This window comes from Bradyrhizobium septentrionale, from assembly GCF_011516645.4.
In the GTDB taxonomy this organism is placed as follows: Bacteria; Pseudomonadota; Alphaproteobacteria; order Rhizobiales; family Xanthobacteraceae; genus Bradyrhizobium; species Bradyrhizobium septentrionale.
Genome location: NZ_CP088285.1, coordinates 5119985 through 5133545 on the forward strand (window position 1 = coordinate 5119985; position 13561 = coordinate 5133545).

The 13561-nt window shown below is 64.3% G+C and carries 13 protein-coding genes; 8 read left to right on the plus strand and 5 right to left on the minus strand.

What is annotated here, in order from left to right; translation table 11 throughout:
- Positions 1–12 precede the first annotated feature (12 nt).
- From HAP48_RS26130 to HAP48_RS26145, 4 genes are all read right to left on the minus strand, one after another.
- Positions 13–336 carry a non-heme iron oxygenase ferredoxin subunit gene (locus HAP48_RS26130; protein ID WP_166208813.1) on the minus strand — a complete coding sequence of 108 codons (324 nt, stop codon included), beginning with the start codon at positions 334–336 and terminating at the stop codon, positions 13–15.
- Positions 337–345: 9 nt separating this feature from the next.
- The gene (locus HAP48_RS26135; protein ID WP_166208809.1) at positions 346–861 is read right to left on the minus strand and encodes an aromatic-ring-hydroxylating dioxygenase subunit beta; all 516 of its coding nucleotides are present in this window, start codon (positions 859–861) and stop codon (positions 346–348) included.
- Positions 861–2234: an aromatic ring-hydroxylating oxygenase subunit alpha gene (locus HAP48_RS26140; RefSeq protein ID WP_166208805.1), complete on the minus strand. Its 1374-nt coding sequence runs from the start codon at positions 2232–2234 to the stop codon at positions 861–863. Before HAP48_RS26140 ends, HAP48_RS26135 begins: the two co-directional genes overlap by 1 nt.
- Positions 2235–2511: 277 nt before the next feature.
- Positions 2512–3408 (minus strand): LysR family transcriptional regulator, encoded by an 897-nt coding sequence (locus HAP48_RS26145; protein ID WP_166208802.1) that lies wholly within the window; start codon positions 3406–3408, stop codon positions 2512–2514.
- A gap of 109 nt (positions 3409–3517) precedes the next feature.
- Here HAP48_RS26145 and HAP48_RS50130 point away from each other — a divergent pair, with 109 nt between their 5' ends.
- Genes HAP48_RS50130 through HAP48_RS26165 form a run of 5 tightly spaced genes read left to right on the plus strand, consistent with a single transcriptional unit; the run spans position 3518 to position 8585 of the window.
- Positions 3518–3940, plus strand: a complete 423-nt coding sequence (locus HAP48_RS50130; protein ID WP_166208799.1) for an FAD-dependent monooxygenase — start codon at positions 3518–3520, stop codon at positions 3938–3940.
- On the plus strand, positions 3822–5138 hold the full coding sequence (locus HAP48_RS26150) for an FAD-dependent monooxygenase (protein ID WP_166208796.1): 1317 nt from the start codon (positions 3822–3824) through the stop codon (positions 5136–5138). The genes HAP48_RS50130 and HAP48_RS26150 overlap by 119 nt, the downstream gene beginning before the upstream one ends.
- Positions 5066–5941, plus strand: a complete 876-nt coding sequence (locus HAP48_RS26155) for an alpha/beta fold hydrolase (protein ID WP_166208793.1) — start codon at positions 5066–5068, stop codon at positions 5939–5941. Before HAP48_RS26150 ends, HAP48_RS26155 begins: the two co-directional genes overlap by 73 nt.
- A gap of 18 nt (positions 5942–5959) precedes the next feature.
- Positions 5960–7372 (plus strand): MFS transporter, encoded by a 1413-nt coding sequence (locus tag HAP48_RS26160; protein ID WP_166208790.1) that lies wholly within the window; start codon positions 5960–5962, stop codon positions 7370–7372.
- Between the two features lie 7 nt (positions 7373–7379).
- On the plus strand, positions 7380–8585 hold the full coding sequence (locus tag HAP48_RS26165) for a M24 family metallopeptidase (protein ID WP_420869815.1): 1206 nt from the start codon (positions 7380–7382) through the stop codon (positions 8583–8585).
- A gap of 26 nt (positions 8586–8611) precedes the next feature.
- Here the strand turns inward: HAP48_RS26165 and HAP48_RS26170 are convergent, their stop codons facing one another.
- Complete coding sequence (locus HAP48_RS26170) at positions 8612–9601, minus strand: LysR family transcriptional regulator (RefSeq protein WP_166208788.1); 990 nt, start codon at positions 9599–9601, stop codon at positions 8612–8614.
- A 110-nt stretch (positions 9602–9711) separates the two neighbouring features.
- On the opposite strand from HAP48_RS26170, the gene HAP48_RS26175 reads away from it, so the two are divergent.
- The 3 genes from HAP48_RS26175 to HAP48_RS26185 are packed head-to-tail and all read left to right on the plus strand — an operon-like array spanning position 9712 to position 13552.
- On the plus strand, positions 9712–11055 hold the full coding sequence (locus HAP48_RS26175) for a cation:dicarboxylate symporter family transporter (RefSeq protein WP_225024800.1): 1344 nt from the start codon (positions 9712–9714) through the stop codon (positions 11053–11055).
- Positions 11056–11061: 6 nt separating this feature from the next.
- Positions 11062–12108: a PdxA family dehydrogenase gene (locus HAP48_RS26180; protein WP_166208785.1), complete on the plus strand. Its 1047-nt coding sequence runs from the start codon at positions 11062–11064 to the stop codon at positions 12106–12108.
- Complete coding sequence (locus HAP48_RS26185) at positions 12098–13552, plus strand: MmgE/PrpD family protein (protein ID WP_166208782.1); 1455 nt, start codon at positions 12098–12100, stop codon at positions 13550–13552. Before HAP48_RS26180 ends, HAP48_RS26185 begins: the two co-directional genes overlap by 11 nt.
- Positions 13553–13561 lie beyond the last annotated feature (9 nt).

Below are 13561 nucleotides of genomic sequence, written 5' to 3' on the forward strand. Positions count from 1 at the left end.
TTGACGGTCGTTTTATGCGGGCAGGCAGACCTCCAGCCAGTCGCCTGCCACGCGCACCGGATAGGTCTGGATGTCTATCTCGACCGGACTGGTCAGCGCCTCGCCGGTGTTGATGTCGAAGCGGCCCATATGCAGCGGGCATTCGATCTCGCAACCGTCCAGAACGCCGTCGGAGAGCAGCGCCTCCTCATGCGTGCAGATGTTGCTGGTGGCGTAATACTCATTGCCGACGCGATAGAGCGCGATGTGGTGGCCGGCGATTTCGACGCCGTATGGTTCGCCTTCGTTCAGCTCGCCGAGCGTTGCGGCCGCGTGCCAGGTTCCTTGGTCTGCCATTGTGCCCTCTCAAATGCTGTAGAAATCGAGAACGGTCGGGACGCGGTCATTGACCAGCGTGATGACCTTGCGCGCGATCTTCCAGGTCTCGCCTTCACGTCGCAACGTGTGCCGATAGCGTCCGTGGCGCAGATGCTCCTTTGCCAGACGCGGATCGTAGACGTGGACCGAGAACACCGCGTGGCACATGATCTGTTCAGGTCCGGCTTCGGACGCTTCCAGGTTCGAGATCTGGTGCACCGTGCGCGGCAGCGGCAGCGCGGTGATCGATTTGCGCGACTCGATACGCGCGATCCGCTCTTCCAGCCCACGCCGGGCATCGTGATAGAGTAGCGAGACCTGCGTATCGGGATCATTGGTGGTGGTGTACTCGTCAAGCCACGCCGGCACCCAGTAGATGGCATCCTCGCAGTACATCGCGACCCAGTCGGCCCATTCGCCGGTGTCGAGCAGGCGGGCCTCGCGGAAGATAATCGCGGATGCGATCGCGTGGGCATCCGTTTCCCTGATTGCAGCGGCTGCCATCACGCCGTCTCCCCCGCGGCGTGCCGCAACAGCCTGCGCCACTCGCGATAGCCGGGATGGAAATTCGTCTCGCCGCCGAAGCTGGTGGGGCCGAACGACCACTCGGACGGGGTGATGCCGAGCTCGCGCGTATGCGCGCTCTCGCCGCGGCCGACGTCTGCGACGCCGCGCAGATAGCCTTGCGTGGGCGCCGCGGTCGTTGCGTCGTAGCCGGTCTGGCAGAATTCGTACATCACGTTGTCGTCCGAGCTTGCGAGCCCCGAGGCGTTGAAGAAGTCCTCGTAATTGCGAATCCGAAGCGTGCGCGCCGCGGCGCTTTCGCCGACCGGAGCCAGGCAATGCGACACCATCTCGGTCTTGTCGGGCGCGAGCGGGCGCCAGGTCCGCACCTGCGCGGAGAGGATGTCGATGACCTGCAGGTTCGGAAAGATCGTGAGGTTGCGCTGGCGAAGCATCCATTTGGCGCGGGTGCTGCCGACGCGTTGCCGCACGGCATCGAGACGCGCCGGATCCATGCCGAGCGGCCGGCCATAGAGCTGGGTGCGCTTGATCGACCAGTTCACGGCGTGGCCGTAATCGAAGCTGAAGCTGCCTTGGCCTTCCTGCTCGCCCTCCGGCTCCGCAGTGAAGCCGGCGTCCGGTCCGGCGCTGGCATTGCGCTCCTTCAGGATATCGACGTAGGAGCTGTGGGTGGTCGCGAAATGATAGTAGTCGAGACCGTTCTCGAACTGCAGCTTCCAGTTCGCGTCGAACGTGTAGGTGCTGGCGCCCGGTACGAATTCGACCTCGCCGCTGTCGCTCTGGTCGATGATGAGGTCGAGGAAGGCGCGCGTGTCGCCGAGAAACTCTTCCAGCTGCGGAACGTCGGCCGACAGGCTCGCGAACAGGAAGCCGCGATACGAGCCAAGACGTGCAACCGGGAGCAGGTCATGGTTCTGGTTCGAGAAGGACGGAGGATACTGCCCGCTCGCTTCCTCCGTCACGGAGATGTTGCGGCCGCTCGAATCGTAGGCCCAGCCGTGATAGCGGCAGACATGGAATTTTTGCCGGCCCTGCTTGAAGGGACAGACGATCGTTCCGCGATGCCGGCAGGTGTTGAGGAATGCGCCGACATTTCCGTCAGCACTCCGCATCACCAGAATGGGATGCCGGCCGATATGGGTGGTGACGAAGTCGTTGGGCCGGGCGACCTGGGACTCCAGGCCGATGAAATTCCATGTGGCCTCGAAGATATGCCGAAGTTCGGCGTCGAACACGGCAGGATCGGTGAAGATCCGGCGATCGACCTCGAAGACGCGCTCGGCGGGTCGGTCGTCGACGAGCCGAGAAATCTCGCTCAGCCGTGCCGCATGGTTCTGCGAAGCAGCGCTCATCACGTCCTCCCTTCGACTAACCGCCGGCTGCGCAAGGAGCGGACGAACCCAGAGGGTCGCCCGCAGGATCATTGCAGCTTCACGGCTCCCGTCCTTCGCGGCGGGAGCAGCCGGCTTGATCGCCAATCTTGGAATGACTCTATAGTTGTCATGACAACTATCGTCAAGACGATTGGTTCGCCGAAAGGCCGGAGCGGGACGCGGTGGTGCAGCAAATGCGACCGGCGCGGACGGCTGCAGTGCGGAATGAGCAGTCGTCCGGAGTGGTGAGGCGCGTTCAGGTTTTGCGGGCGGGCGCGGTCAGGATAATTCCCTCATCGATCAGGGCGCGGCAGATCTTCTTCAGCGCGGCAATCGCTTCACGCGTTGCCCGGCTGACCGGCCGCCCGCGCGGCAGCGCCAGCACGCGCTCGGCGCGCATCCACGGCAACAGCGCTGCCGAAAGGCTTCCTGCAGCCACTTCCTGGTGAATTCCGGAGAAGGGCAGCAAGGCATAGCCGAGGCCCGAGGCCACCATGCGCTTCATTGGGGTGCTGTTGTCGACCCGCACCGCGCAGAGCATCGTCGACGGGAACGGGTTGCGGCTGAGCGGGGCCACAGCGGATGGCAGGGCGTCGAACTCCTTGCGGGTCAGCCTACCGCGCTTCAGCAGCGGATCGCGCGACGGACCGATCAGGAACACCTGCTCGACAACCAGCGTTTCGTAGTCGAGGTGATCGTTGGGGGAGGGCGTCGTCACGATCGCCAGATCGAGCTCACCCCGCAACAGGCGGTCGGATGCGTTCTCGGTCAGGCCCTCGCTCAACTCGAGCCGCACGCGCGGAAACTGCTTCACGAATATCTGGGCAAGCGGTGCGTAGAGGATGTCGCCGAGGCTCGGTGGCGCGCCGATCCGCACCGTGCCGCTGGGCTCGCGGTTCTCCGTGCGCACTTCGGCCTTGATGTCGTCGATCGCCCCGAGCAGCCAGCGCCCGCGCGCGAGCAGCACCTTGCCGGATTCGGTGACGGAGACGCCGCGCGCGCCGCGTTCGAGCAACGCGCCGCCCAGTTCATCCTCGAGTTCCTTGACGTGGCGGCTGAGCGCCGACTGGGCGATATTCAGCGTGCTCGCCGCGGCGGCAAAGCCGCCACGCTCGGCGACGGCAACGAAATAGCGAATCTGCCGCAAGTCCATGATGGGCAATCCATCTCAAATCGAGATGGAAACCATATCAAACATATTCTTGTGAGATACCAAAAAGAGAGCAGTCTCCTCCCAACGATCAAACGGAGGAGAGACGAGGATGGGCATCGCCACCGATGAGGCACGCCGGACGTCCGTATTCATCGCCGGCGGCGGGCCGGTCGGCCTTGCGATGTCGCTGCTGCTCGATCGCTTCGGCATCGACTGCGTGGTGGTCGAGAAGAGCCCGACGACAACAGATCATCCCAAGTCGCGCGGCTGCTGGGTCCGCACCATGGAGATCTTCCGGCAGTGGGGGATCGAGCAGGCGATCCGCGACCGCGGCCTGCAGGACAACTCCGACATGTTCGTGTTCCTCGACAGCATCGCGGGTCACGAATTCGGCCGCACCCGTCCCGAACCGAATGTCGGCCATACCCCCGCCTGGAAGAGCCTGGTCGCCCAGGACGCCGTCGAGGAAGAGATTCTGCGGGTGGTCGAGAAGTCCAAGCTCGCGACCGTCCTGTTCAAACACGGCCTGTGAATCGTTCGAGGAGACCAACAGCGGCGTCAGCGTCACGACACGTTGCGAAAAGACCGGCGACGTGACGCAGTGGACGGCGACCTATTTGATCGCCGCCGATGGCGCGGGCAGCCAGACGCGCCGCAGTGCCGGGATCGACATGGTCGGACCGGCCACGCTGGCGGTGATGTCGAACGAGTATTGGCGTGCCGACCTGTCGCGGCTGCCGATTGCGCGCGAGGCCGCCGGGTTCATCATCATCCCGGACAGGCCCGATCTGCCGCGCGCCGGCATCCTGAACACCAATGGCCGGGATCGCTGGCTGACCGTGACGCAAATCGGCCAGGCCAAGGACGATCGCGAGCGGCCGTGGACCGACCAGGAGTTCATCGAGATCGCGCGTGGCCATGTCGGCATTCCGGACCTCGATGTCACGCTTCTGAACCGCTCGATCTGGCGCGTCAGCATGCAGGTGGCCGAGACCTTTCGAAAGGGCCGGGTGTTTCTGGTCGGCGACTGCGCGCATCGTTTTCCACCCACCGGCGGCTTCGGCCTGAACTCCGGCGTTCAGGACGCACACAATCTCGCCTGGAAACTTGCCTTCGTGTTGAAGGGCCTTGCCGACGACAAGTTGCTCGACAGCTATTCCAGCGAGCGCCGCCCGATCGCGCAATCCAATGCCAATTTCAGCTACGGGAACAGGCTGCGATTTGGGCTGACCGACGACGCCGTGCGATCGCGAAATCCGGACCGGATCAGGTTCTGGATCAACGATATGGACAATCATCTGCACAGCATCGGCCAGAACCTCGGCCACAATTACGAGGATGGCGCGGTGATCCCCGATGGCACCGTCGCGAAGGCGCTGAACTCCCGCTACTACACGCCGACCGACCGTCCCGGCGCGCGCTTTCCGCATATGTGGCTCGAGCCTTCGCGCAAGAAATCGACGCTCGACTGGTTCGACAAGGAGTTCGCCGTCGTCACCGGCCCGCTCGGCAGCGAGTGGCTGGAGGCCGGAAAGCAGGTCTCCGAGAAGACCGGCTTGCCGCTCTCGTTGAAGCAGTTGCCCGCGGCCGACCCGGCGGACGGTTTCCAGTTGGGCATGCGCGGCGTCGTGCTGGTGCGCCCCGATGGGCATGTGGCGTGGCGGATGCCGTGGCTGCCGTCGGATCCGGCGAAGGAATTGGCCGGCGCGCTTTCAACGCTGCTGCATTAGCGGGGGCCCCAATGCAATCGTTCGAAGCCAACGGTGTCGTCACGGCGTATCAGAAAGCCGGACGTGGCGATCCGCTCGTGCTGCTGCATGGCGGTGAGGCCGATCATTCGATGTTCGACGGCCTTGCGCCTCTGTTGGCCGCGCATTTCACCGTGATCGCCTATGATCAGCGCGATTCCGGCGCCACCAAAAATCCTCCGTCGTCCTATTCGCTGGCCGATCTGGCCGATGACGCCGCGGCCTTGATCAAAGGGCTTGGCTACGATCGTGCCCATGTCATGGGAACCTCACTGGGCGGCCTGATAGCGCAAGCGTTGGCGGCCCGCCATCCCGGCAGCATCGACTGCCTGATCCTGAGCAGCACCTGGAAGGTCAACAAGAGTCCGCTGGACGTCAATGCGGCTGCGTTCCGCACGCTCGCGTCCTACCGGGCGGACACCGTCGGCAACGCACCGAAGATTGCGGAGTTCTTCTTTCCGCCGGATTGCCTGCGCGCGCGGCCCGAACTGATCGACATCTTCCGGGGCTCGAGCCGGGACGACGGCCAGAAGGCGCGGCGTGGTGCCCTGCTCGCGCAGCCCGTCGCCGCCGATCTGGCCACCTTCGATCGTCCGACGCTCCTGCTGGCCGGCAGTGGCGACCGGCTGATCCCGAATGCCGAGACATTTGCGCTCGCTCGCGATCTTGCGTGTGTAGAGACCACAACCATCGCGGACGTCGGCCACGTCGCGTCGATCCAGGCCCCCGAGCGGGTGGCGGAGGCAGTGACGGCATTCCTGAATTCAAAACAGAAGGCGGCTTGACAACAACAGGGGGAGACCATGGCTGAGCAAACGGGCGCAGTGTCGTTCGACGAGGCGCCGGTGACGACGCGCTACTGGCTATCGATCATCATCTTCGCCGTCACCGGTGTGGTCGATTTCTTCGATTTCTTTGTGGTCGGATTTCTGGTCTCGGTGCTGGCGCCGAAATGGCACCTGACGTTCGGGCAAACCTCGATCATGCTGATGAGCGCCGGGATCGGGGCGATGCTCGGGGCGTTCGCTTCCGGATTCCTCGCAGATCGCTTCGGGCGCAAGCCGCTGGCGGTTGCTGGTGTTCTGCTGTGCGGCGTGAGTTCGGGCGCGATCGCGTTCATTCCGGAAGACGGTTGGATTGCGTTTGCGATCCTGCGTTTCTTCGTGGGCTTCGGCCTTGCCGCCGGCGCGGCGGCGGCTGTTCCTGCCATCGTCGAATTTGCACCGACGCGCCACCGCACGCTGGTCACGAGCCTCGTCGTCGTTCCGGTCGCCTTTGGCGTGCTCGCCGCGTCGGTCACGGCGAGCTTCCTGTTGCCATTGGTTGGCTGGCGCGGATTGGCGGCAGTCGGCTTTCTGCCGATCGTCCTCGGGATTCTGACCATGATCATCATGCCGGAATCGCCGCGCTGGCTCATCGGCAAGGGCCGCGTGCGCGAGGCACAGGCCAGCATCCGCAAACTCTATCGGGTCGGCGGCGATGCGTTCGTGCTGCTCACGCAGCCGCCGGCCAACGCTGCGACATTTGCCGATCTCTTTGCCGAGCAGCGGCGCTTCTGGCTGACGGTCCTGATCTGGTTCGGCGCCAGCACGGCGAACTACGGCGTCTTCTTGTGGGGACCGACGATCGTGGCGCTGCTGCTCGGCGTCGCGCCTCAGGATGCAGCGAAGATGTTCATTTACGTCAGCCTTGCCGGCGTCCTCGGCCGCACCGGTTTCGCGTTCCTGGCGCATCGGATCGGCCGCAAGCCCTGCGGCCAGTTGATGGGCTATGGCACCGCGGTTTCGCTGGCACTGGCCGCCTATTTTCACAATGACTTTGCCGGCTCGGTTCCGCTGTTCCTGGTGTTCCTGATTGTCGGCGCTGTGTTCTTCGACGGCGGGTTCTCGAACATTGGGCCTTATCCTGCGGAGATATTTCCGGTGCAACTCTCGGGACGTGCGGTCGGCCTTGCCCAGCTCGCAAACGGGGTCGGCAAGATCGTCGGGCCGCTGTGCCTCGCCTTGATCGCCGGAGCGGACAATCTGGTGCATCCAAGCGCGACCGCCTCGGCGGTGAGGCCGGCGTTCTTCTTTCTTGCCGGCGCAGGCCTCCTGATCGGGCTTGCCTTCACCTTCCTCGGCGTCGAGCCGCATGGGCGCCCGGTGGCCCTGTTCGGCGACAACGCCGGTTCAAACGCTGCAGCGAAGTCGCTGGCGGCAAAAACCGCAGTGTGAGTGGAAGATGGAAGGTCAGACCATGGACAATGCGCTCGAACCGATCGCAGCAACGGCGCCGTTCATCACCGCAAAGCTCGATCGGCTGATGGAGGAGGCGGGCCTTGACGTGCTGATCGCAACCTCGCGGCACAATGTGCAATATCTCCTTGGTGGCTATCGTTTCTTCTTCTTCGATGTCATGGAGGCGATCGGCACCAGCCGCTATCTGCCGGTGTTCGTCTATCAGAAGGGACATCCGGACAATTCCATCTACATCGGGAACGGCATGGAAACGTTCGAGCATGAACTTGGGCGGATAGCGGCGCCGATTGTCAAAACCGGAAGTTGGGGCACGATCGATGCGATCGGGCTTGCGATCGATCATGTGAGGAAGCTCGGGGGCGGGACAAGGCGCATCGGCGTCGAGGCAGGCTTCCTGCCGGCTGACGCCAGGGATCATCTGATAGCCGGCCTCGACAAGGTCGAGCTCCGCGAGGCCCACTTCACGCTCGAACGGCTTCGTGCCGTGAAATCTCCCGCCGAACTCGCGCTGATCAGAGAAGCGTCCGAACGGGTCGTCGATGCGATGCTGGTGACGTTCAAGAACTGTGCACCAGGCATGACCAAGAACGATGTCGTCGCTCGTCTGCGGCGCGAGGAACAGGAACGCGACCTCGTCTTCGAGTATTGCCTGATCGCCGCGGGAAAGAGCCACAACCGTGCGCCGTCGAGCCAGCGTCTCGCGGAAGGCGATGTGATCTCGATCGATTCCGGAGGAAACTACCGGCGCTATATCGGCGACCTCAGCCGCATGGGCATCCTGGGTGAGCCGGACAGCGAGCTTTGCGAATTGCTGCAGGAGATCGAGGACATCCAGCAGGCGGCGCGCCGCGTCACCCGGCCGGGTGCCATGGGGGGCGATGTGATTGCGTCAGGCGAGGCCGCCGTCAGATCGTCTCCCCACCGCGCCGTGCTTGACTTCACCGCGCACGGAATTGGGTTAGTCAGTCATGAAGCGCCGCGTCTGACCGCCACCGGCCCGGTCCCTTATTCGCCGTACGATGCCGATCGGCCGCTCGAAAGCGGGATGGTGATTTCGGTCGAAACCGCGTTGCTGCATCCGGCGCGCGGCTACATCAAGCTGGAGGACACGCTGATCGTCTCCGAGACGGGCTGGGAAGCCCCCGGTGACCATGGCCGGGAATGGAATGCGACGCGTTCCAACGCGTAGATGGCCGATCAGGGTCATCTCGCCAGTCATTTGCGCGACTGTTTCGGTGCGATGCCGGGAGCGTGCGCCGCGGCTTCGAGGTAACCGTTGCGTTGCTTCTTGATCCCGTTCCAGAAACTTTCAGCCGCGTTGGTGAGGCGAGATCGGGAACGAAACAGGCAAATGCTGATCGCAATGTCCCATTCCTCCCCGCCTGCTCTTAGCAGCCGGCCGCTCTGCAGCTCGCGCTGAACGAGGCTGCGGGGCGCCCAGGTGATGCCACGACCTTCACGCGCCATGTCGACCAGCAACATCACTGGCGCCGAGAAACTCGGAACGAGAACGGCCGCGGGCTCCTTCGCCGCAAGGAACGAGTTGACGATCCGCCCCACACCCGATCCTGGATGGTAGGCAAGGTAGGGCAGCGGAGCCTTGGTGGAACCCGGCAACTGATAGCGAGGCATCGGTTTGCGTCGGCGGCCACCTCGCAGCGTGTGCTTTGAAGCCGGTGCGCTGATCGGAACCAGCACGTCGGTATCCAGCTCGATGCGTTGAAAGCGATCCGTATCCAGTCGTGTGACGAGGGTAGGGTGATAGTGAGTCAGCAGGAAGTGCGCCTGTGCTTCGAGGAGGAGTCTTTCACACCCACCAAAGTTGGATGCGACGAGTTGCACCGCCGAACCGGTCCGGGCACGGTCCGTCTTTCGTATCCAGTCCGGAAAGAACGACTGCGAGAGCGCGTGCGTGGCGACGAACTGGATGGTTTCGGCTTTCAGGCGCGCCGCCTCCAGTGCCTCCTCCCGGCCGTTCAGGACTCTGCGCAGCACATCCTCCGCGATCGGACGGAAGCTCCGCCCGGCGGAGGTGAGGGTCACGACATGGGTGCTCCGCTCGAACAGCGGCGTACCCAGCCATCCCTCGAGTGCCTTGATCCGGCGGCTCAGCGCCGGCTGGGTGACATGGCGGCGCTCGGCGGCGCGCGAGAACCCGCCCTCCTCGGCGATCGCAAGGAAATCCTCCAGCCAAATCAGATCCATAATGACGTTTTGTCCTCAAATCATTCCAATACGGCATTAGCGCCCGACAGGCTGCTGGTCCAATGTAAACGCCATCGCAAAACCAGAACAAGGCGCCAACCGGATCCGGCATGGCGCGAACACACCTTTGGGGAAACGAATTGCAGGTCGCCACAACTCCGCTGTCCGAGTCCGTCTCGAGGCCCGCGTCCGAGCGGCGACGCAAACCGCTCTGGCGCGAGCAGTATGTCCTTGTGGTGGCCGGTGCCGCGCTTGGCGCGCTGTTCGGCGCCTTGTTCCCGGCCGTTGCCGTCGAGTTCAAGCCGCTCGGCGATATCTTCATTTCGCTGATCAAGATGACGATCGCGCCGCTGATCTTCCTGGTCGTGGTCACCGGCATTGCGCAGGTCGGCGACATGAAGGCGGTGGGCCGGATCGGCCTCAAGGCCCTTGTCTATTTCGAGGCCGTCACGACCCTGTGCCTGCTGCTCAGCTTCGTCGTGGTGCGGTGGGTTCAGCCCGGCGCGGGTGTGGCCCATGCCACCACGCGGCAGGCCGAGACGGTTGCCCGCTACGCGCAGTCCCATGTCGGATCGTTGTCGGCCTACATCCAGCATATGGTGCCGGAAAGCTTTGTCGGTGCGTTCGCGAGCGGCGACGTGCTCCAGGTGCTGGTGCTCGCATTGTTGTGCGGCATCGGCCTTGTCCTGCTCGGCGACAAGGCGCCGCCGCTGCGGTCGGGCCTGGAGCGGGTGACCGAGCTCGTCTTCAGCGTCGTCCATGTCGTGGTGGCGTTGGCCCCGATCGGCGCCTTTGGCGCCATGGCCTTCACGATCGCGAAGTTCGGTGCCGCCACGCTGTACGCGCTGGCGCTTCTGGTCGGCACGGCCTGGGCGATGATGGCGTTCTTCATCTTCGTCATTCTCGGCACGATCTGCCGCCTCGCGGGTATTCGCCTGATGGACCTGCTGCGCCTCTTGCGCACCGAGCTGCTCGTCGTGCTCGGCACCTCGTCGTCGGAGACCGCCATCCCCGGGATGATGGAGAAACTGCCGAAGGCCGGTGTCGGCCGGGCGGTGGCCGGCCTCGTCATTCCTTCCGGCTATTCCTTCAATCTCGACGGCGTCGCGCTGACGCTGCCGCTGAGCACGATCTTCGTCGCCCAGGTCTACGGTGTCGAGCTGACCGCCGCGCAGCAGCTCAGCCTGTTCGTGGTGATGCTGTTCACCAGCAAGGGGGCGGCCGGCGTCACCGGCGGCGCGTTCGCGGCGCTGGCGACGACCGTGGTCGCGGCCGGGTTGCCCGCGGAAGGACTGGCGCTGCTGCTCGGCATCGACCGTTTCATGTCGCTGGCGCGTGCCATCACCAACACCATCGGCAACGCCGTTGCCGCGATCGTGGTCGCGAAATGGGATGGCGAATTCAACAGCGAAGACTGGGCCCGGTCTTCCGCTCAAATCCAGACAGCAAAGTAAGGACCCATGGCACCCAATTCAAACGACCTGCCGATCGTGGCGCTGACCCCGGGCGATTGCACCGGTATCGGTCCCGAACAGACCGTGCGCATTCTTTCCGACGACCGGCTCAGCGATGCTGCGCGCCTCGTCGTGATAGGCGACGTCCGTGTGCTGGAAATGGGCATGGCGCATGCCGGCGTGAAGCTTGACGTCGAGCCGATCAGCTCGCCCCGGGCGGCTCGCTGGGGACACGGCACCGTGCAGCTCGTCGATCTCGGCAACACCGATCCCGCGCGATTTCCGCTCGGCAAGTCCAACGCCGAATCCGGCCGGTTGACCGGTGAGACGCTGTCGCGCGCGATCGAGTTCGCCAAAGCCGGCGAAATCGACGCCATCACATTCGCGCCGCTCAACAAGCGGGCGATGTTCGACGGCGGCTGGAAATTCCCCGACGAACACAAGATGTTCGCGAGCCTGCTCGGGCACAAGAGCTACTTCTCCGAGATGAACGTGCTGGACGGCCAATGGATGTCGCGGGTCACCGGACATCAGTCGCTGCGTGAGGCGCTGAACGGCATCAATGCGGAAAGCATCACCGATGCGATCGAGCTGGTCGACCGGATGATGCGCAGGGCCGGCGTCGCCACGCCGCGCATCGCGGTGGCCGCGCTCAATCCGCATGCCGGCGAGGGCGGCCTGTTTGGCCGTGACGAGATCGAGTTGATCCGCCCGACCGTCGAAGCGGCCGCGAAGACAGGGATCGCCTGCAGCGGACCTTACCCCGCGGATACGGTCTATGTCCGGGCCTTTGCCGGCGAATTCGACAGCGTCGTCGCGATGTATCACGACCAGGGCCAGATCGCGACCAAGCTGCGCGGCTTCAACCGCGGCGTCACCGTCACGGCCGGGCTCGAGACCGTGTTCACCACGCCGTCGCACGGGACGGCATTCGATATTGTCGGCAAAGGTGTCGCCAAGACCGGTGCCTTCGAAAGCGCCGTCCGCCTCGCGGCGCAATTGGCCTCGATGAAATCCTCGACGAAGTCTTTGGAGACATCCCATGCACACTGATCGCAGGACCCTGATCCGGGCCGCCGCCGCACTTCCGCTCTCGGCGGTCGGCAGCAGCGCGGCCTTCGCGCAGGCCTCCGCGCCAGCACCCGCGGCCGCGCCGCCCAAGGAGGTCACCCGCGCACTCGCGCATTATCTCGTCACCGCGAGCTACGACGACCTGCCCGCCAATGTCCGCAAGGAGGGGGTACGGACGCTTCTGAACTGGGTCGGTGTCGCGATCGGCGGATCGCATCACGAGACGGTCGACATCGCGGTCGCCGCGCTCGGTCCGTTCTCGGGTCCGCAGCAGGCCTCGCTGTTCGGGCGGCGCGAGCGGTTCGACATCATGAACGCGGCCTTCATCAACGGCGTGTCGAGCCACATCTTCGACTATGACGACACGCATCTGAAGACCATCATCCATCCCGCCGGTCCCGTCGCCTCGGCGATCCTCGCGCTGGCGGAAATGCAGCCGGTCTCCGGCAAGGAGTTCCTGAACGCGCTGGTGCTCGGCGTCGAGACCGAATGCAGGATCGGCAACGCGGTCTATCCAAACCATTACGATGTCGGCTGGCACATCACCGGCACCGCCGGTGTGTTCGGCTCGGCGGCCGCCGTAGGCAAGCTTTTGAAGCTGAACGAGCAGCAGATGATTTGGGCGCTCGGCCTCGCCGCGTCGCAGCCGGTGGGGCTGCGCGAGTCGTTCGGTTCGATGAACAAGAGCTTCAACCCCGGCCGTGCCGCGTCCAGTGGCATCTTCGCCGCCATTCTGGCGTCAAAGAATTTCACCTCGTCCGACGCGATGATCGAAGCCAAGCGCGGCTGGGCCAATACGATCAGCACCAAGCAGGATTACAACGAGATCCTGGTCGACCTCGGCAAGCGCTACGAGGCGGCGCTGAATACCTACAAGCCGTTCGCCTGCGGGATCGTGATGCATCCTGCGATCGACGCGGCAATCCAGCTTCGCAACGAGAACAAGGTGACCGCGGACCAGATCGAGCGCGTCGAGCTGAAGGTCCATCCGCTGGTGCTGGAGCTCACCGGCAAGAAGACGCCGCGGCAGGGGCTCGAAGGCAAGTTCAGCATCTACCATGCCGTTGCGGTCGCAATCGTCGAGGGTGCCGGCGGCGAGAAGCAGTTCAGCGATCGTGCCGTGACCGATCCAACCATCGTCGCGCTGCGGGGCAAGGTTGTGCCGGTGATCACGTCTGGCATCAAGCCGGAGCAGGTCGATCTGACCATCGTGCTCAAGGATGGGCGCAAGCTGAACCGCTTCATCGAGCACGCGATCGGCAGCGTCGAGGTGCCGATGAGCGACAAGCAGCTCGAGACCAAGTTCTCCGACCTCGCGGACGGCATCATTCCCGCCGCGATGATCCGGCGCGTCATGGATGCCTGCTGGAATGTCGAGAGCCTGCCGAACGCGGCGGACATTGCCAAGATGTCGGTTTCGGCCTGATCGCGGAGG

Bases quoted from the DNA above. Each gene is read 5' to 3' on its own strand.
- HAP48_RS50130 (WP_166208799.1), top strand. From the start codon at position 3,518: ATGGGCATCGCCACCGATGAGGCACGCCGGACGTCCGTATTCATCGCC.
- HAP48_RS26140 (WP_166208805.1), bottom strand. From the start codon at position 2,234: ATGAGCGCTGCTTCGCAGAACCATGCGGCACGGCTGAGCGAGATTTCT.
- HAP48_RS26180 (WP_166208785.1), top strand. From the start codon at position 11,062: ATGGCACCCAATTCAAACGACCTGCCGATCGTGGCGCTGACCCCGGGC.
- HAP48_RS26185 (WP_166208782.1), top strand. From the start codon at position 12,098: ATGCACACTGATCGCAGGACCCTGATCCGGGCCGCCGCCGCACTTCCG.
- HAP48_RS26130 (WP_166208813.1), bottom strand. From the start codon at position 336: ATGGCAGACCAAGGAACCTGGCACGCGGCCGCAACGCTCGGCGAGCTG.
- HAP48_RS26145 (WP_166208802.1), bottom strand. From the start codon at position 3,408: ATGGACTTGCGGCAGATTCGCTATTTCGTTGCCGTCGCCGAGCGTGGC.
- HAP48_RS26135 (WP_166208809.1), bottom strand. From the start codon at position 861: ATGGCAGCCGCTGCAATCAGGGAAACGGATGCCCACGCGATCGCATCC.
- HAP48_RS26165 (WP_420869815.1), top strand. From the start codon at position 7,380: ATGGAAGGTCAGACCATGGACAATGCGCTCGAACCGATCGCAGCAACG.
- HAP48_RS26160 (WP_166208790.1), top strand. From the start codon at position 5,960: ATGGCTGAGCAAACGGGCGCAGTGTCGTTCGACGAGGCGCCGGTGACG.
- HAP48_RS26170 (WP_166208788.1), bottom strand. From the start codon at position 9,601: ATGGATCTGATTTGGCTGGAGGATTTCCTTGCGATCGCCGAGGAGGGC.
- HAP48_RS26150 (WP_166208796.1), top strand. From the start codon at position 3,822: ATGTCGGCCATACCCCCGCCTGGAAGAGCCTGGTCGCCCAGGACGCCG.
- HAP48_RS26175 (WP_225024800.1), top strand. From the start codon at position 9,712: ATGGCGCGAACACACCTTTGGGGAAACGAATTGCAGGTCGCCACAACT.